General features: G+C 34.0%; 16 protein-coding genes. 5 read left to right on the top strand and 11 right to left on the bottom strand.

Annotated features, from left to right (window positions below):
- Positions 1-83 precede the first annotated feature (83 nt).
- The 3 genes from PMI10_RS17415 to PMI10_RS17405 form a co-directional block, all read right to left on the bottom strand.
- A complete protein-coding gene (locus tag PMI10_RS17415; protein WP_007810432.1) occupies positions 84-2,369 on the bottom strand; it encodes a TonB-dependent receptor in 2,286 nt (761 codons plus the stop codon).
- 121 nt (positions 2,370-2,490) lie between these two features.
- On the bottom strand, positions 2,491-3,402 hold the full coding sequence (locus tag PMI10_RS17410; RefSeq protein ID WP_007810431.1) for an NAD(P)/FAD-dependent oxidoreductase: 912 nt from the start codon (positions 3,400-3,402) through the stop codon (positions 2,491-2,493).
- Positions 3,403-3,407: 5 nt separating this feature from the next.
- The gene (locus PMI10_RS17405; RefSeq protein WP_007810430.1) at positions 3,408-3,752 is read right to left on the bottom strand and encodes a MerC domain-containing protein; all 345 of its coding nucleotides are present in this window, start codon (positions 3,750-3,752) and stop codon (positions 3,408-3,410) included.
- A 95-nt stretch (positions 3,753-3,847) separates the two neighbouring features.
- Between PMI10_RS17405 and PMI10_RS17400 the strand changes: the two genes are divergently transcribed.
- From PMI10_RS17400 to PMI10_RS17390, 3 genes are all read left to right on the top strand, one after another.
- Entirely contained in the window at positions 3,848-4,240 is a 393-nt protein-coding gene (locus tag PMI10_RS17400) for a Fur family transcriptional regulator (RefSeq protein ID WP_007810429.1), read from the top strand.
- A gap of 68 nt (positions 4,241-4,308) precedes the next feature.
- On the top strand, positions 4,309-6,177 hold the full coding sequence (locus PMI10_RS17395) for an Nramp family divalent metal transporter (protein WP_007810428.1): 1,869 nt from the start codon (positions 4,309-4,311) through the stop codon (positions 6,175-6,177).
- Positions 6,178-6,274: 97 nt separating this feature from the next.
- Positions 6,275-6,928: a metal-dependent transcriptional regulator gene (locus PMI10_RS17390; RefSeq protein ID WP_007810427.1), complete on the top strand. Its 654-nt coding sequence runs from the start codon at positions 6,275-6,277 to the stop codon at positions 6,926-6,928.
- A gap of 452 nt (positions 6,929-7,380) precedes the next feature.
- Here the strand turns inward: PMI10_RS17390 and PMI10_RS17380 are convergent, their stop codons facing one another.
- From PMI10_RS17380 to PMI10_RS17345, 8 genes are all read right to left on the bottom strand, one after another.
- Positions 7,381-7,869, bottom strand: a complete 489-nt coding sequence (locus PMI10_RS17380) for a DinB family protein (protein ID WP_007810426.1) — start codon at positions 7,867-7,869, stop codon at positions 7,381-7,383.
- Between the two features lie 11 nt (positions 7,870-7,880).
- A complete protein-coding gene (locus PMI10_RS17375) occupies positions 7,881-8,282 on the bottom strand; it encodes a hypothetical protein (protein WP_007810424.1) in 402 nt (133 codons plus the stop codon).
- 117 nt (positions 8,283-8,399) lie between these two features.
- Positions 8,400-9,182 carry an enoyl-CoA hydratase/isomerase family protein gene (locus PMI10_RS17370; RefSeq protein WP_007810423.1) on the bottom strand — a complete coding sequence of 261 codons (783 nt, stop codon included), beginning with the start codon at positions 9,180-9,182 and terminating at the stop codon, positions 8,400-8,402.
- 10 nt (positions 9,183-9,192) lie between these two features.
- Positions 9,193-10,608, bottom strand: coding sequence for an ATP-binding protein (locus PMI10_RS17365; RefSeq protein ID WP_081491468.1), 1,416 nt, complete (start codon positions 10,606-10,608; stop codon positions 9,193-9,195).
- 120 nt (positions 10,609-10,728) lie between these two features.
- On the bottom strand, positions 10,729-11,277 hold the full coding sequence (locus PMI10_RS17360; RefSeq protein WP_007810421.1) for a CopD family protein: 549 nt from the start codon (positions 11,275-11,277) through the stop codon (positions 10,729-10,731).
- A complete protein-coding gene (locus PMI10_RS17355) occupies positions 11,277-12,299 on the bottom strand; it encodes a PDDEXK nuclease domain-containing protein (protein ID WP_007810420.1) in 1,023 nt (340 codons plus the stop codon). The genes PMI10_RS17360 and PMI10_RS17355 overlap by 1 nt, the downstream gene beginning before the upstream one ends.
- Positions 12,300-12,312: 13 nt before the next feature.
- The gene (gene hemH / locus PMI10_RS17350) at positions 12,313-13,329 is read right to left on the bottom strand and encodes a ferrochelatase (protein WP_007810419.1); all 1,017 of its coding nucleotides are present in this window, start codon (positions 13,327-13,329) and stop codon (positions 12,313-12,315) included.
- 100 nt (positions 13,330-13,429) lie between these two features.
- Positions 13,430-14,296, bottom strand: a complete 867-nt coding sequence (locus tag PMI10_RS17345) for an AraC family transcriptional regulator (RefSeq protein WP_007810418.1) — start codon at positions 14,294-14,296, stop codon at positions 13,430-13,432.
- A 452-nt stretch (positions 14,297-14,748) separates the two neighbouring features.
- Here PMI10_RS17345 and PMI10_RS17340 point away from each other — a divergent pair, with 452 nt between their 5' ends.
- Entirely contained in the window at positions 14,749-15,183 is a 435-nt protein-coding gene (locus tag PMI10_RS17340) for a hypothetical protein (RefSeq protein WP_007810417.1), read from the top strand.
- Between the two features lie 17 nt (positions 15,184-15,200).
- Positions 15,201-15,785 (top strand): hypothetical protein, encoded by a 585-nt coding sequence (locus PMI10_RS17335; RefSeq protein WP_007810416.1) that lies wholly within the window; start codon positions 15,201-15,203, stop codon positions 15,783-15,785.
- Positions 15,786-15,794: the final 9 nt, after the last annotated feature.

Below are 15,794 nucleotides of genomic sequence, written 5' to 3'. Positions count from 1 at the left end.
TTTAACATAGCTATGTTAAATTGATATAAAGTGAAACGTCTTTTTTTTTAAGTATCAAGCTATGTTTCTATGTGTTAAAATAATTATTTCAAAGTATATCGTAATCCAAAAAATCCACGAATTGTCTGGTTTTGTCCATAAACATAAGTCGTATCAAAAGTCAATCCGTATGGATTGTCCGGTGTATCTACTATTTGACCTTTTGGAACAACTTTACCATGTATGCCAACTTGAGTACCATCAGAAGTTTCTACATTTTTATCAAAAGGATCATTTGTTCTGGAAATCAAAAACGGATTGTTTTGTTTTGGCGTGAAATTCAACAGGTTTTTTATCCCTGCGTAAACTTCAAAATTCTTCCATCCGGTATAGGTAAACTGAATATTCTGTATACTGTACCAAGGCGATTTCGGACTTCTTGGATCGTATTCACTCAGTAAAGGCAGTTTCATCGGGCTGTAGACATTCCCGGTATAATCCAGCACTAAATTTAATGGTTCCAATTTATACGAAACGCTCCAGGTTGCCGTGAAATTCTCAGTTAAAAAAGGGGTTTGAGAAACTCCATTTTCTACATTTTTATTATCTAAAACCGTTGCGCCGACAATAAATTTTAATCCTGACGGAAAATTAAGATCAACATTCGTACTGATTCCCTGGCTTAAAGCGTAGCCATCTATATTATCATAAATGATTTTATTTGGATCTGTTTCATAATCAGAGATGATTTTATTACTGAAACGGGTATAAAAAGCCGTTGTTTCGATTCCCATAAAAGTACCATTGCCAAAATTTATCTTCTGAATATAATTCAGATTCACATTTACTGATTTTTCGGGTTTTAAATCATTTTTAAGCACAACATCCCTGGAACCTGTAAGTGCCGCATGATCTTCGGTAAAAAGATTTACAACCCTAAAACCGGTTCCGGCATTTAGTCTGAAAATAGTATTATCATTCGCCTTCCATCTGTAAGCAAATCTTGGTGTAAAAATCGATCCGTGAATCGAATTATAATCGTAACGCATTCCCAGCAAAATCTGACTTTTTGGAGAAAAAGTAATTTCGTCCTGAACAAAAACTCCCGGAAGCCAGGTGCTTTCTGCTTCTTTTGTTGCTGTTGTATTGTCATTGTAGTAGGTATATCGGCTGGCAATTCCGGCCAGTAAATCGTTTTGCCCTAATTTTTTATCCCAGGTCAATTGCAAAAAACCAATTTTCTGATTGGCGATAAAAGATGTCGTCCCGTAGCGACTGTCCTGATAATGCACATTTCCTGAGAAAGAAAGCATCAGCTTTTCTTCAAAAGGCAATTGATAACTCCCTATTAATTCTCCTCTTTTGGTATAAATACTTTCGCCATAAATTTCATCACCTCCACGATATTTTTTCTCCCATCGCACATCTCCACCCCAACGATCCTCATACATTCCGCGTGCTGCGATGGTAAACAAACGATTATTATTTCTTGAAAAACTCCATTTATTAAAAACCGAAATCCTTTCAGAAAGTGTTACATCGGTAAAATTATCATGGTCTTTGTCTATTACCTGATCGTAATTGAAATAATTAATACCTAAAAGCGAAGTGGCTTTTTTTCCGGCATTAAACTTCATCCCCAAATCGAGATTGCTTTCAAAATAAGTAGTTGTAAAATAATCTGCAGAAAAAACCGGTGCTGTTGATGGATTTTTGGTAATAATATTAATTAGACCTCCAACCGCTTCACTTCCATACAGAGAAGATGCCGGGCCTTTTACAATTTCAATTCGCTCAACAAGAGAATTTGGAATTCCGGATAATCCATAAACTGTCGAAAGACTGCTTACAATGGGCATACCATCAATCAAAACCAAAGTATAAGGCCCTTCGAGACCATTAATATGAATATCTCCCGTATTGCAGACACCACAATTCAGCTGAGGTCGGACTCCGTTTATATTCTGAAGCGCCTCATAAATACTCGGTGTTGGGTTCTTTTTAAAGAAAACCGGCGAATAAACCTCAACCGGAACAGCACTTTCTAATCGTTTAACTGCTTTTAAAGTTCCCGAAACTACAACTTCATTGAGTTCATTTTCATTATCCTTTAATTCAAAATCTAAATTCAGGTTTTGATTTTCTGTAACCGAAATTCTTTGGGTTATCGGTTTGAATCCAGTCGAAGTCACTTGAATTCTATAATTCCCCTGAGGAATATTTTCCAGTTTGTAATAGCCTGTACTATCCGCTTCTGTTTTAAACGCTGTATTTAACAATGTGATTTTAATTAACTGCGCATCATTATCCCTGTTTACCTTTCCGGAGATAGTTTGCGAATGAACACCTTTCGCAGAAAATAAAAACATTACCAAAAATAAATATTTCATTATTATAAAATTAATTTTAGACAAAACTAAAAAATAAATTTGACAAACAATATTTCTAAAGCTAAAAAACTTAAAAATGATGTATTTTGTAACAAAAAAACGAGGAAATAAAAGAAAAAAGCTAAATAAAACTTTCGTCTATAAGTTCTTTATTAATCGAAGCACCCGCAAAAGATCCTGAAGAAACAGCCATTGCAACAGATCTTGCCTGAATGGTACTATCACCACTGGCATAAATTCCCGGGATATTTGTTTTCTGCATTATATCTACTTTCAACAAACCTTGTTCAGTCAATTCGCAGCCTAAAGATTCCGGTAATGGGCAATGTTGTACAAAAGGCAGTTTAGAATAAATAACCTTAATCATAATATTTGATTGGTTTTTGAAGATAATTTCCTGAACATTTCCATTTTCATGAATAAACGAATCAATTACATCTTCAATAATTTCAATTTGATGTTTTTGAAGCCTTTCAGTCTGCTCTGAACTTAGAGTTGACTTTCCATTAGTCAGAAGCTTTAAATCTTTCGTCCAGTTTGAAATCATTTTTACATATTCAAAACCCATATCACCGTTTGCAATAACAGCAGTTTTCTCCTCTTTCACTTCATAACCATGACAATACGGACAATGCAAAACAGAAATTCCCCAACATTCGGCAAATCCATCAATGTTTAGCATCAAATCTGTTATGCCGGTTGCGAAGAGTATTTTCCTAGCTGTAAAAATATCTCCTGATTCAGTTGTAACTTCAAATCCATTTTCGTTTTTGACAGCGCTGACAGCAAGTCCATTATAAAATTGAACAGTATCATAAAAAGCAACCTGCTCTTTAGCCAATGCCGAAATAACTGAGGGTTTCTCCCCATCATGCGTAATAAAATTATGAGAATGTGGTGTTTGTCTGTTGCAAGGCAAACCACTGTCAATAACTAAAACCTGCCGCAAAGAACGACCCAGACTCATTGCTGCGGAAAGCCCGCTGTAACTTCCTCCTACAATAATAACTTCAAAATGTTTCTGCTGTATCATAACTTCTATTTTTTATGTGATTTGTAATTCAAAAAATGACCCATAATCATTCCGAAGCCTCCAATAAAAATCAGGTTAAGATGAATCTCAAGAAATAGATCTGCCAAAACACTGATCCAAATCAATATCATTGAAATAATAAGAATAGCCGAAACCAAAAGATCAGATTTTTTTATAATTTTAAAAATTGCAAAAAGACCTATCATCGCAAAAATCAAATCAATAAACGGATTGTGACTTAATCCTAATGGCAGAATTGTAAGCAGCGGAAAAACCAAACAATGCACTAAACAAACGGTCGCACTTGAAATTCCTAAAATATCATAAAAAGGTGTCGTAGTTTTTTTCATTTCTTGTATATTTGCTTAATGCAATTTTGTTGCAAATATACAAGATTATTTCAATAGCAACAATGTTGCGTTAATGTTTTTTAATCAACAAAAAAATGAAAACAACAAGAAACACCACAGCAAAGACGGCCATTACAGAGATACTTAAGGAATCTAAAAAAGCGCTTTCGCATTCGGAAATTCATAAATTAACAAACGATTTATGTGATCGGGTTACTATTTACAGGATACTGGATCGTCTGGTAAATGACGACATTATTCATAAAATAGTAGATCTTGACGGAACCGTAAAATATGCAAAATGCCATCATTCTCATCCTGTACAGATTCATAATCATGCACATTTTAGCTGTGAGAACTGTCATGAAATAACCTGTCTGGAAAGTGTAAAGCCCAGTTATATTATTCCACATAACTATAAAGTCAATGATATAAATTTTACCTTATCAGGACTATGTCCAAATTGTTTAAATTCGGCCACATTTTAGACTAGTCTAAAAATATTGTTGCGTGAACATGATTTTTATCTATATTTGTTAAAACAATATTTTTTAAAATGACCAAATCTTTAGAAGAAGTAAACCAATCGGTTGCAACGGCACATAAAAAAACAGGATTTAGAAAAATATTAGCCTTTTTAGGGCCTGCTTATTTGGTAAGCGTAGGATATATGGATCCCGGAAACTGGGCAACAGATATCGCCGGAGGAAGTCAGTTCGGATATTCTTTACTTTGGGTTTTGTTAATGAGTAATTTAATGGCATTACTGCTTCAAAGTTTAAGCGCCCGGCTTGGTATCGTAACACAACTTGATTTAGCTCAGGCATCCCGGGAAACTTACTCGAAGATAATCAACTATATTTTATATTTTTTAGCCGAAATTGCTATAGCGGCCTGTGATCTTGCCGAAGTTTTAGGAATGGCAATCGGAATCAACTTATTATTTGACATTCCTCTTATTGAAGGAGTTTTAATAACTGTTCTGGATACTTTTTTATTACTGTTTTTAATTAATAAAGGCATACGGAAAATGGAAGCCTTTATTATTGCATTGGTCGTAATTATTGGATTCTCTTTTATTTTTGAAATGATTTTTGCTGAACCGGAGCTTGATAAGGTTATTTACGGATTAGTTCCTTCCATCCCAAGTTCAGCAGCTTTATATATTGCTATCGGAATTATTGGGGCAACGGTTATGCCGCACAATTTGTATTTACATTCCTCTTTGGTCCAAACCCGTAAATTTGACAGAACACCTGCCGGAATTAAACAGGCGCTGAAGTACAATTTTATAGATTCTACCATTGCTTTAAACTTAGCCTTTTTTGTAAACGCCGCAATTTTAATTTTGGCTGCGGCCACATTTTACAAAAACGGAATGTTTGAAGTGGCAGAAATTCAGGATGCCCACAAGTTTTTAGAACCTTTACTTGGCACAAAATGGGCTCCTATTTTATTTGCTGTTGCCTTGATTGCTGCAGGACAAAGCTCAACTGTAACGGGGACTTTGGCAGGGCAAATTGTAATGGAAGGATATTTAAATTTACGGATTCAACCTTGGGTACGACGCATCATAACCCGTTTGATTGCGATTGTTCCGGCCGTTATAGTTATTTTAATTTATGGAGAAAGTGTAACCGGAAAATTATTGATTTTAAGTCAGGTGATTTTAAGCTTACAATTAGGATTTGCGATTATCCCGCTAATTCATTTTGTGAGTGATAAATCGAAAATGAAAGGTTTCCATATTTCCAAAACCACTCAGGTTGCCGCCTGGATTATTGCAGCCATTATAGTCTCACTTAATGCAAAATTGGTTTTTGACGAAATAACTTCCTGGCTGGAAAACTCCGATAACCCGATAGTTCTTTGGCTAACAGTTGTTCCGTTGGCTTTTGGTTTCCTGGCTTTATTACTGTATATCGTTTTTAAACCTTTTATTGTTAGGGCAAAATCCCGAATTGAAAATCATTCACCACATCATTTAAAATTACATTTCACACCAAAAGAAAGTTATAATAAGCAAAATATAGCAATCTCTGTTGATTTTTCGAATGCTGATGAAGCTGCACTAAACAATGCTTTTGATTTAGGCGGAATCAATGCACAATACACTTTAATTCACATTGTCGAAACTGTTGGTGCGCTCATGTACGGAGGTAATGTTGACGACCACGAAACAACTGTTGATGAAAAATTATTATTGGAATACAAAGAAATGCTTTCGCAGAAAGGATTCAAAATCAAAACAGAGCTTGGTTTTGGAGAACCCAACAAAGTAATTCCGAAAATCATCAACGAAGGCAACTTTGATATTTTAGTAATGGGAACCCATGGACATACTGGTTTAAAAGACATTCTTTTTGGCACAACAGTAGATAAATTGAGACATAAAATTTCGATACCTTTGTTGATTGTTAAATAAAAGTTACTGAGGTACTGAGTATCTAAGATTCTAAGGCTTTCTTTGAATCTTTAAACTAAGAACCTCAGCAGCTAAGAACCTTAGAACCTCAAAAAAAATGACTTTCTCAGAAGAAAACTACCTTAAAGCCATATATCACCTTACTTCTTCTAACGACACTGAAGTAAGTACTAATGGAATTGCCGAAATGATGGAAACCAAAGCTTCGTCAGTTACTGATATGCTTAAAAAACTGGCAGAAAAAGATTTAGTAAATTACAAAAAGTATCAGGGTGTTTCTTTGACAGAAAATGGAAAGTCTGCTGCTAAAATGATTGTTAGAAAACATCGTTTATGGGAAGTTTTTTTGGTTGAAAAATTAAATTTCAGCTGGGATGAAGTTCACGACATTGCCGAACAGTTAGAACACATCAAGTCAGAGCAATTAATTAACCGTTTGGATGATTTTCTTGGAAATCCGACCGAAGACCCACATGGTGACCCGATTCCGGATGCTAACGGACGAATCGTTAAAATCGAGAAACAGCTGCTTTCCGAATTAACCGAAAACCAAATTGGAGTTTGTGTTGGTGTAAAAGATACTTCTTCGGATTTCCTGAAATATCTCGACAAACAGGAAATTGCATTAGGTTCTAAAATCGAATTTTTGTCTAAAGAATCTTTCGATTTATCAGTAAAAATAAAAGTTGACAACAAAGAATTATCTATTTCTAATAAAATTGCTTCTAATCTGTTTGTGAAGCTGGTTTAGGTTATTCTACTGAGATTCGCGGAGGTTTTGAATCTGCATAATATTGGTCGAACCTACGGTTCTTTATTTGGCCCGTTATAATTGGGACGGATTAAAATCCCTCCCTACAAAATATACCGAACCTACGGCTCTTTTTGTTGTTGATCTGTTTTTTAGAAGCATTAAAATCCGTCGCTACAATATTTTTCTCGAACCGATCTCTTTATTAATGATATCGTATTTAAAATCGAATGGAATTCCTTCCTGTCTAAATAAAAAACATACTATCAAATTTATACATAAAGTTCCAGAGGAACGAAGCATTTTGTAGCAACGGATTTTAATCCGTTGACATCCAGATCCGTTGACATCCAGATACTTGACATCCAGATACCCGTTGCTAAAGATACCCGTTGCTAAAGAGTTCCGGAGAAACGGAACATCTTCAACATATTAAATCCGTAATTGCAGAATCAGTACCTTTTATCGGTTTCAGACACCCATTTTCCGGCCACATCAACATTTTGCCTAAGCAACAAATTCAATTGACCAACGTGATGCTGAACGTGCCTCATATTGTACAATATCATTTCAACAATATTGTAATTTTTGTTTTTAGTAATAAATCTGTCTTTAGCAGTTTCTTCGGTTAAGCCATCAATTAAGAAGAAAACTTTTTTACGTGAAAACTCCAGATAATTCAGCAATTCCTCTTTACTATAAATTCTATCAGGCAAAATCCCTTTCGGATCAAACTCAGATAACGTAAAAGGTTCAGGTGGATAAAATGTATCTGGCTCAACAGATGAATAATAATCAATCCAAAATATGGTGTGATAAATAGAATACCAACAATTCTTTTTATCCCAAAAACTCTTCGGACAAACCCTTATGGAATCTTCAAGCATATCAATCGCTGCACCGAATTGCCTCCAGAGTATTTCTTTTAATTCAGCATCCATAATCTTTTGGTTTAAACAATCCCCTTCTCTATCATTTCGAGCATTACGGGAGAGGCATTTTTAAAAGTCGGTGGTTGTTCGATAATACTTCCTGCATTTTTCTTGTTGACTTTAAAAGTCACATCGTTGTCTGTCGTAAATAACAAAGCGGTCAAAAACGGATTTTTAATGTAAGTTCCTAAAACAAGTAAAGCTTCATCTAAAGTATGAATACTTTCAATTTCCTCAGTTTTATAGCGAGTAGTCAGCGAGATCGAATACGTATCATCTTCATTCAAAACCAATCTGAAGTAGATGTTTTTGATTTCAGTATCGCCAATCGTTTTTGCCAGGGTAAGTTTGGCAAAAGTGCCGCTTTGAATACTTTCTTTAACGCGTTCGCAGAAAAGAGCAAATATAGGTTCGTAAGACATTTTATTGTTTTTGTAATTGAATATTAGCTACTAAGGTTCTGAGTTACTAAGTCGCTAAGATTTTAAATCATTTGTGAATCTCTGTGTAAAAACCTTTGTATACCTTTGTGTAATAATTTACTTTCCGGTAAATTCAGCTTTTCTTTTCTCTAAAAATGCAGTAGTTCCTTCTTTAAAATCCTGAGTTCCAAAACATTTTCCAAATGATTTTATTTCAGTATCAAAACCATTTTTACCATCTGTAAAATTCGCATTTATTGATTTAATCGCTTTGCTAATCGCAAATGGTGCATTTTTAATGATTTTATTAGCAATTTCTTTTGTGAAATCCAGAAGTTCGGCCTGAAGAACAACATGATTTACTAATCCGTAATGTTTAGCTTCTTCAGCCGTTAGCATTCCTGCGGTCATAATCATTTCCATGGCACGGCCTTTACCTACTAATTGTGGCAAACGCTGGGTTCCTCCATAGCCCGGAATCAATCCTAAACTTACTTCCGGCAATCCCATTTTTGCATTATCTGAAGCAACTCTAAAATGACACGCCATTGCTAATTCTAATCCTCCGCCAAGAGCAAAACCATTAACGGCTGCAATAACAGGCTTCTTTAAATTTTCGATAAAATCGAATAAAGATTCCTGACCTTCAGCAGCTAGTTGTGCTCCTTCTATTATGGTATAATTTGCAAACTCTGAAATATCAGCTCCGGCCACAAATGCTTTTTCACCACTTCCAATTAGAATAATAACACGTACATCCTCGTTTTTACCCAATAATTTAATGGCTTTGCTCAAATCGCTAATAGTAGCTTTATTTAATGCATTTAGCTTTGTCGGGCGATTAATGGTTACGGTTGCGATTTTTTCTTCAATAGAAATTAAAAGATTTTCGTAGTTCATGACGCTTATTTTAAGAGTTTATGATTGGCAAAGAAACTCTGAATGTTGTTCCTTTCCCGTAAGTTGACTCAAAGGTAATTGTTCCTTTGTAATTTTCGATAATGTTTTTTATAATTCCGAGTCCAAGACCCATCCCGCTGGTTTTAGTTGTAAATTTTGGTTCGAAAATTCGTCCTGTATCTTGTTTCTGAATCCCGACTCCATTGTCTTTTACAGCTATTTCTACATTATTATTCCTGCGTTTTACGGTAACTAAAATCGATTTCTCATTTTGATTTTCCGGAATTGCCTGAGTAGCATTTTTAACCAGATTGGTAATCACACGAATCAATTGTGTACGATCCATTTTTGAAATAATTTCTTCTTCCTGACTTTCAAAAACAATATAATCTTCATTAAAAATATCCAACGCAAGTTCAACAACTTCAACGACATTTAGGGTTTCGTTCTGCTGTGCCGGCATCGAGGCAAAATTTGAAAATGCCGAAGCAACTGCCGTCATGGTATCAATTTGCTGAATTAGGGTTTCTGAATAATCGTTTAATTTCTGCTTGACATCCGGAACTGTAGGATCAAACTTCCGTTGAAAACTCTGTACCGTCAAACGCATTGGCGTAAGCGGATTTTTAATTTCGTGTGCTACCTGCTTAGCCATTTCACGCCACGCCTCTTCTCGCTCGCTTTGGGCTAATTTTACAGCACTGGTTTCCAGTTTATCAACCATTCCGTTGTAAGCTTTAATCAGGAAATTGACTTCTTTACTGTTGGCTTCCAGAACAATTTTCTCATTTTTCTGGTCCAAATTGGTTTCTTCCAACCTGTCTGAAATGGTTTTTAACGATTTAGTAATATAAGTTGACAAGAAATAAGCCAATGCGAAAGCCACAATCAGCATAAACGAGTACACCTGGCTTAACCGAATTAAAAACGTATTTAATTCGTTATCATAATAACCATCATCTTCTAAATATGGGAGGTTTAAAATACCAAGCGGCTTGAACTTTTCATCTTTAATCAAACTATATGATGATCTGTTTTTGACACCATCGATAGTTTTAATATCTACAAAACGCTTTTCGATAGATGACCGAACCAGTTTCAGGATATATTCCGGGATTGGCGGCGGTGCTTTATCAACAGCAAAAGATTCTTTTGAAGATTTTAGCAATATCCCGTTAAGACTGTAGATATTTATTTCGATTTTATGAATTTGGGCTAATTCGTGGATTTTATCTTTAAAAATTAAATCTAAATTCCCCGTTTTCAGCGGATATGTTGTAGTTGCCAGAACATAATTAATGTGTTCTTTTACGGCATTTTCTTTACGTTCTAATCTTTCCTGATGGTATTCTTTAGCTTCATTTTTAAATTGAATAATCGAAATGGAAGCTAATAAAAAAGATGCCACAACAATCAATACAATCATTGACAGGAAAATCCTGGTACGCAATGAAAGCATCGACATTTTGAAGTTGTTAAACATATGTTTTTAGTTTACAGTCGCAGTCGCAGTTTACAGTAACAGATTGGAAACTGAGACTGAATACTATTTCCTTTCGCGAATTCTTTTATAAAATCTAAAGCCCAGCATTATTAAAATCGAGAATAACATAATCCCGATTACACCATAAATCCAGTTGATTGCATTTTTTAAAACTACTAAAAAAACGACTGCAAATAGTATAATTGTTGCGCCTTCATTCCATAAACGCATAAAATTGTTCGAATATTTCACCTCATCATTTTGCAATTGTTTGAAAATCTGATGGCACTTTCCGTGGTATAAGTACAGTAAAAACACGAAACATAGTTTAACATGCATCCATGGCATTTTGAGCCAGGCATTTCCCAAGTCGGTAAAAAACAGCATCCAAAAAGCAAAAATACTCGCTAAAACAGCTGACGGCCAAGTGATGATATACCACAAACGGTACGTCATTATTTTGTACTGTGCCTGAAGAATTTCTTTTTCAGGAGATGGTTTTTCGTTTGCCTCAATTTGATATACAAACAAACGTACAATATAAAACAATCCTGCAAACCAAGTGATTACAAAAATAAGATGTAATGATTTTAAGTAGTTATAATATTCCATTATTTATTATCAGTATTAAAATATTGTAATATTTTTTCAAATTCCTGCTCCGTAGGAAGATATTTAGCAATATCCTCCGGTAATTGACGATAACTGTATGTAGCAACACCTATCGGCTTGTTCGCCATTTCTAAAGCATATTCTACCGTTAACTTACTTTTGGTTTTGCAAAGTAATATACCTATACTTTGATTGTCCTCAGGATACTTTATAGTTTTATCCAATAATTGTAAATACCAACTAAGCTGTTGACTATGTTCTGGTTTAAATTCTGAGGTTTTAAGTTCGATTGCAATCATTGATTTTAATTTTCTATGGTAAAAAAGAATGTCTACAAAATATTCTTTCTCATCCAATTCAAGTCTAAATTGTCTTCCCATAAAAGCAAAATCATTACCGAACTGTCCCAGTGTTTTTGTAATATTACTTACAATTGCATTTTCTAATTCTCTTTCACTATGTACATCTTCTAGATTCAAAAAAGACAAATTGTATTCGTCCTTGAACTCTAAACGATATTCAATTAATTTATTTTCGGTTATTGTATTTGAAAAGTTGTTCTGAAATTCATTGGTTTTTGTAAAACTATCGAATTTTATTTCTTCTTCCAAAATAGCCCTGCTCCAACCTCTTTCCTGGCATTTTTGAAGATAAAAAGTTCTCTTTTCTGAATCCTTTAATTTAGAAAATATAACATTTGTATGACCCCATGGAATTTTGGACACAGCTTGTGTCCAATTTGAATTATCTTTTACTTCTTCAAAAATAAGTTTCATTCGTCTTAAATTCCTTGAAGAAAATCCTTGAACACCTAAGTATTCAGCTTGTAAATCTTTAGATAAGCTATCAACAATACTTTCACCCCAACCTGATTTTAATTTTTCTGAAAGCACTCTTCCTAAATCAAGATACATTAAAATCAATTCGGTATTAACCAATGATAAACTTTTATATTGGGCAAGTTTTATCCTTTCTTTTAGTAAAAGAAGTGTTTGATGATAATTTACAGGCAAATTCTCCATTGATAATGTTTTTTTAAACTGAAGCCCAATCGTTAATCCAGTTACTAACTGTCTGACACCAATCGTCATCATCATTCAAACACGGAACAGCTAAGAAATTTTTCCCTCCTTTTGCTTCAAAGTCTTCTTTGGCACGCATCGCAATTTCTTCCAGTGTTTCCAGACAGTCCGAAACAAAAGCTGGTGTTACAACTGCCAGATTCTTGATTCCTTTTGCCGGCATTTTATCAATTTCGATATCTGTATAAGGTTCTAACCATTTATCCCCTGCTAATCTGGACTGGAAAGTCAGACTATATTTATCTTCAGGAAGATTAAGCAATTTCACAACTTGCTTCGTTGTTTCATAACACTGGTGACGGTAGCAAAAATCATGCGCCGGAGATGGCGTATTGCAACATGAACCATCAATTTTGCAATGTGATTTTGTTACATCCGTTTTACGGATATGGCGCTCAGGGATTCCGTGATAGGAGAACAATAAATGATCATAATCAAATCCGACTAAATGTTTCCTGATTGAATCTGCCAAGTTTTTAATGTAATCCGGTTTGTTGTAAAACGCAGGAACATCAGTAAATGTCATTTGCGGAAATTTCTTTTTACGAATTTCTTCTGCTTTAACTAAAATTGTCAGGGTTGAAGCCATTGCATATTGCGGATACAAAGGAAAAAGTAATACTTCGGTAATACCTTTATCATGTAATTCCTGAAGTCCTTTTTCGATTGTCATGCTTCCGTAACGCATTGCTAATGCAACAGGTACATTTACCAAAGGCTGTACTTTTTTCTGCATTCTTTCAGAAAGAACCACTAACGGAGAACCTTCATCCCACCAGATTTTTGCATAAGCATGTGCTGATTCTTCCGGTCTTTTTCTTAGAATAATGCCACGAACCAAAAAAGCTCTCAATAAATACGGAACATCGATCACGTATTTATCCATTAAAAATTCGTCTAAATATGGTTTTACGTCTTTTGGAGTTGGACTTTCCGGAGAACCTAAATTTACTAATAATACGCCTTTCATTAATATATTTTTAAATTTTTGCCAAAAGTATTACTTGTTACTTTTTAGAAAAATGATAAATGTTACTTTTTATTTATAATTTAATATCTAAAATCGATGTTTACATATTTGTATTAATCGACATCAAATATTTTTTGGGAGTTGTGGCAAATTTTTTCTTGAATGCTGCAATAAAGTGACTTCCTGTGCTGTAGCCAATTTTCAACCCTACTTCGTTTACGTTATACGATCCGCTGTCCAGGAGTTTTCGGGCAAAATCCATTTTGTAATCAAACAGAAAACCGTAAACTGTATCCCCGTAAATTTGTTTGAAACCCATTTTCAGTTTCTTCAGGTTCAAACCAATTTCATCTGCTAATTCCTGTAATCCTGGAGGTTCAGCCATATTGGCAATAATGATTTCTTTGGCTTTTCTGATTTTCAAAACATTGTCTTCGTCAATCAGGAACGGACATTGCTCTGCATTTGGATCTTCTGTCCTGTTAAAATACAAACTCAACAATTCATATCCTTTTCCTTTATAGTAAAGGTTTTTTATTGATGGATGTAAATTGTAATGAAATAACTGACTCAACACAATCGCCATCGAAGGACTGATATCGGTTTCGTTATAGTATTTTTTTTCTTGGTTTTCTTTACTTAAAAAAGGAATATGTTCAGCATCTGTTGTAAATAACCCGTGGAATTTTTTGATGGAAATAAATATCGAAATCAACCACGATTTTGGATCAATTTCAACATGCAGAGGTAATTCTTTTTCGGTGTTGTAGAACAATAATGCCTTTTCTTCTTTTAGATTTAGCACATAATTACCTTGATTAAAAATGTACTTTGCACTTCCTTTTAAACCAAAATGAAATTGAATCAATCCCAATTGAACCGGACGCTGAAAAGTAGTTACTTCATCGGTATTATTCTGAAAACGAATTAAAATAAAATCATCGTCAATTTTTATTTCTTCCTCCATTTTTTGATTTATTTTATTCAGGTTACTATTCTCGTTTTTGATGAAACGAATAATTGGTCATTCAAAATTAAATCTTTTTGATGGTTTATCGTTTACTTGCTCCTAAATTTATAAAATCTTTATTGTTTTAGTCCATTATTTCAAAACAGCAATTTGGAGATTAGCTGACTTATGTAACGTAACCATTAATTTCCGGAAAATTTCTAACTGGTTTATTAAAACATCGAACATCTAAACATATTGGACAGAACATCTAATTCTATTAAGCTTTGATTTAAAAATTTAGGTAAAGATATTTTATCCTTTCTCAAGTAAATCAATGAATCCTGTTTTATATCATTTCAAGTATTTAAAACAATTCTAAATTGATGTTTTTATTCTTCAAATAAAAACCAAGTCAAAAAAGCACTCGTATATAATTTTTAAAACCTATTCATTTTAAAATTATCTATATGAAAATTAACAAAACAATAAAAAAAGTGCTTTTGACAGGATTGGGAATTGTTCTATTATTTATTGCCATTTTGCTTTTTCACATTATTACGGCTAAGCCTGCTGTTTATGAAAGCCCCAATTTACAAGTGAGCCGTATAGATTTTAAAACAAATATAGATTCTGTTCAGGCAAAACAAATATGTTCAGATTTAAGATCTATTAAAGGATTAACTTCAGATTCTATCATTGTAAAAAGAAATGTAGTTGTTTATTTCCACAACAATACAATTACTAATTCTGAAAAGGTATATGACGAATTAATGAGTAAGAGAAAGTATGACGCCCGGCGTTATATTTTACCGGCAAATTTGGCGAACAAGGAAGTTTGTCCAATAGATCAAAATAGTTTCAGCTATAAATTATCAAAAAAAATCAATCAATTTTTTAATTAACCTTTAATACTTTTTTTATGAAAAATTTTTCTAAAATTACACTTAGTGTGTTACTAGTTGCATCGGCAACTTTGACTTCTTGCAATAATGATGATGATTCGCCTATGGTAAAAGCATCAATTTATGATAGATTAGGCGGAACAACCATGGTTGCTGACCCTGATAATTCGGGGCAAATGATTGAACAGGGGCGTTTAAGTTTTCGTAAAGTAGTCAATTCAACCATAGGATTAATCGTTGCAGATGTTCAATCTAATGCTGCAGGGAATTTACAAGCCCATTTTGCACCTCTTTTAGCAGAAACAGGTAGTACTCAAGCTACTAATATTGCTAAATTATCTGATAATCTGACTGATTTCTTCTCGTTTAATACAGGAGGAACCAATGCTGTAAATACGTATTCAGGGCTGAATATGGTTGCAGCTCATGACCCGGCTATAAATTCCCGAATGGGAACAAAAGCCAGTAGTGCCGATTATACAAAATTTGAAGGTTATGTTGGCGCTGCCGCAAATGCTAATGGTGTTGCTTCAAATACAGAACTTTACACAGATATTGTTGCTGTTTTAGAATCATTGAGAACACCTATTGTTCAAAAATAATTTGTTTTC

The sequence above is a fragment of the Flavobacterium sp. CF136 genome, assembly GCF_000282055.1.
Taxonomy (GTDB): Bacteria; Bacteroidota; Bacteroidia; order Flavobacteriales; family Flavobacteriaceae; genus Flavobacterium.
Note: the sequence above shows the minus strand (reverse complement) of the source record. Positions and strands in the feature narration are given on the sequence as shown.

What these genes read in the sequence shown, in the direction of transcription:
- hemH (WP_007810419.1), bottom strand. Translation starts at nt 13,329, where the DNA reads ATGAAAGGCGTATTATTAGTAAATTTAGGTTCTCCGGAAAGTCCAACT.
- PMI10_RS17360 (WP_007810421.1), bottom strand. Translation starts at nt 11,277, where the DNA reads ATGGAATATTATAACTACTTAAAATCATTACATCTTATTTTTGTAATC.
- PMI10_RS17335 (WP_007810416.1), top strand. Translation starts at nt 15,201, where the DNA reads ATGAAAAATTTTTCTAAAATTACACTTAGTGTGTTACTAGTTGCATCG.
- PMI10_RS17405 (WP_007810430.1), bottom strand. Translation starts at nt 3,752, where the DNA reads ATGAAAAAAACTACGACACCTTTTTATGATATTTTAGGAATTTCAAGT.
- PMI10_RS17410 (WP_007810431.1), bottom strand. Translation starts at nt 3,402, where the DNA reads ATGATACAGCAGAAACATTTTGAAGTTATTATTGTAGGAGGAAGTTAC.
- PMI10_RS17415 (WP_007810432.1), bottom strand. Translation starts at nt 2,369, where the DNA reads ATGAAATATTTATTTTTGGTAATGTTTTTATTTTCTGCGAAAGGTGTT.
- PMI10_RS17365 (WP_081491468.1), bottom strand. Translation starts at nt 10,608, where the DNA reads ATGATTGTATTGATTGTTGTGGCATCTTTTTTATTAGCTTCCATTTCG.
- PMI10_RS17390 (WP_007810427.1), top strand. Translation starts at nt 6,275, where the DNA reads ATGACTTTCTCAGAAGAAAACTACCTTAAAGCCATATATCACCTTACT.
- PMI10_RS17355 (WP_007810420.1), bottom strand. Translation starts at nt 12,299, where the DNA reads ATGGAGAATTTGCCTGTAAATTATCATCAAACACTTCTTTTACTAAAA.
- PMI10_RS17375 (WP_007810424.1), bottom strand. Translation starts at nt 8,282, where the DNA reads ATGTCTTACGAACCTATATTTGCTCTTTTCTGCGAACGCGTTAAAGAA.
- PMI10_RS17400 (WP_007810429.1), top strand. Translation starts at nt 3,848, where the DNA reads ATGAAAACAACAAGAAACACCACAGCAAAGACGGCCATTACAGAGATA.
- PMI10_RS17380 (WP_007810426.1), bottom strand. Translation starts at nt 7,869, where the DNA reads ATGGATGCTGAATTAAAAGAAATACTCTGGAGGCAATTCGGTGCAGCG.
- PMI10_RS17395 (WP_007810428.1), top strand. Translation starts at nt 4,309, where the DNA reads ATGACCAAATCTTTAGAAGAAGTAAACCAATCGGTTGCAACGGCACAT.
- PMI10_RS17345 (WP_007810418.1), bottom strand. Translation starts at nt 14,296, where the DNA reads ATGGAGGAAGAAATAAAAATTGACGATGATTTTATTTTAATTCGTTTT.
- PMI10_RS17340 (WP_007810417.1), top strand. Translation starts at nt 14,749, where the DNA reads ATGAAAATTAACAAAACAATAAAAAAAGTGCTTTTGACAGGATTGGGA.
- PMI10_RS17370 (WP_007810423.1), bottom strand. Translation starts at nt 9,182, where the DNA reads ATGAACTACGAAAATCTTTTAATTTCTATTGAAGAAAAAATCGCAACC.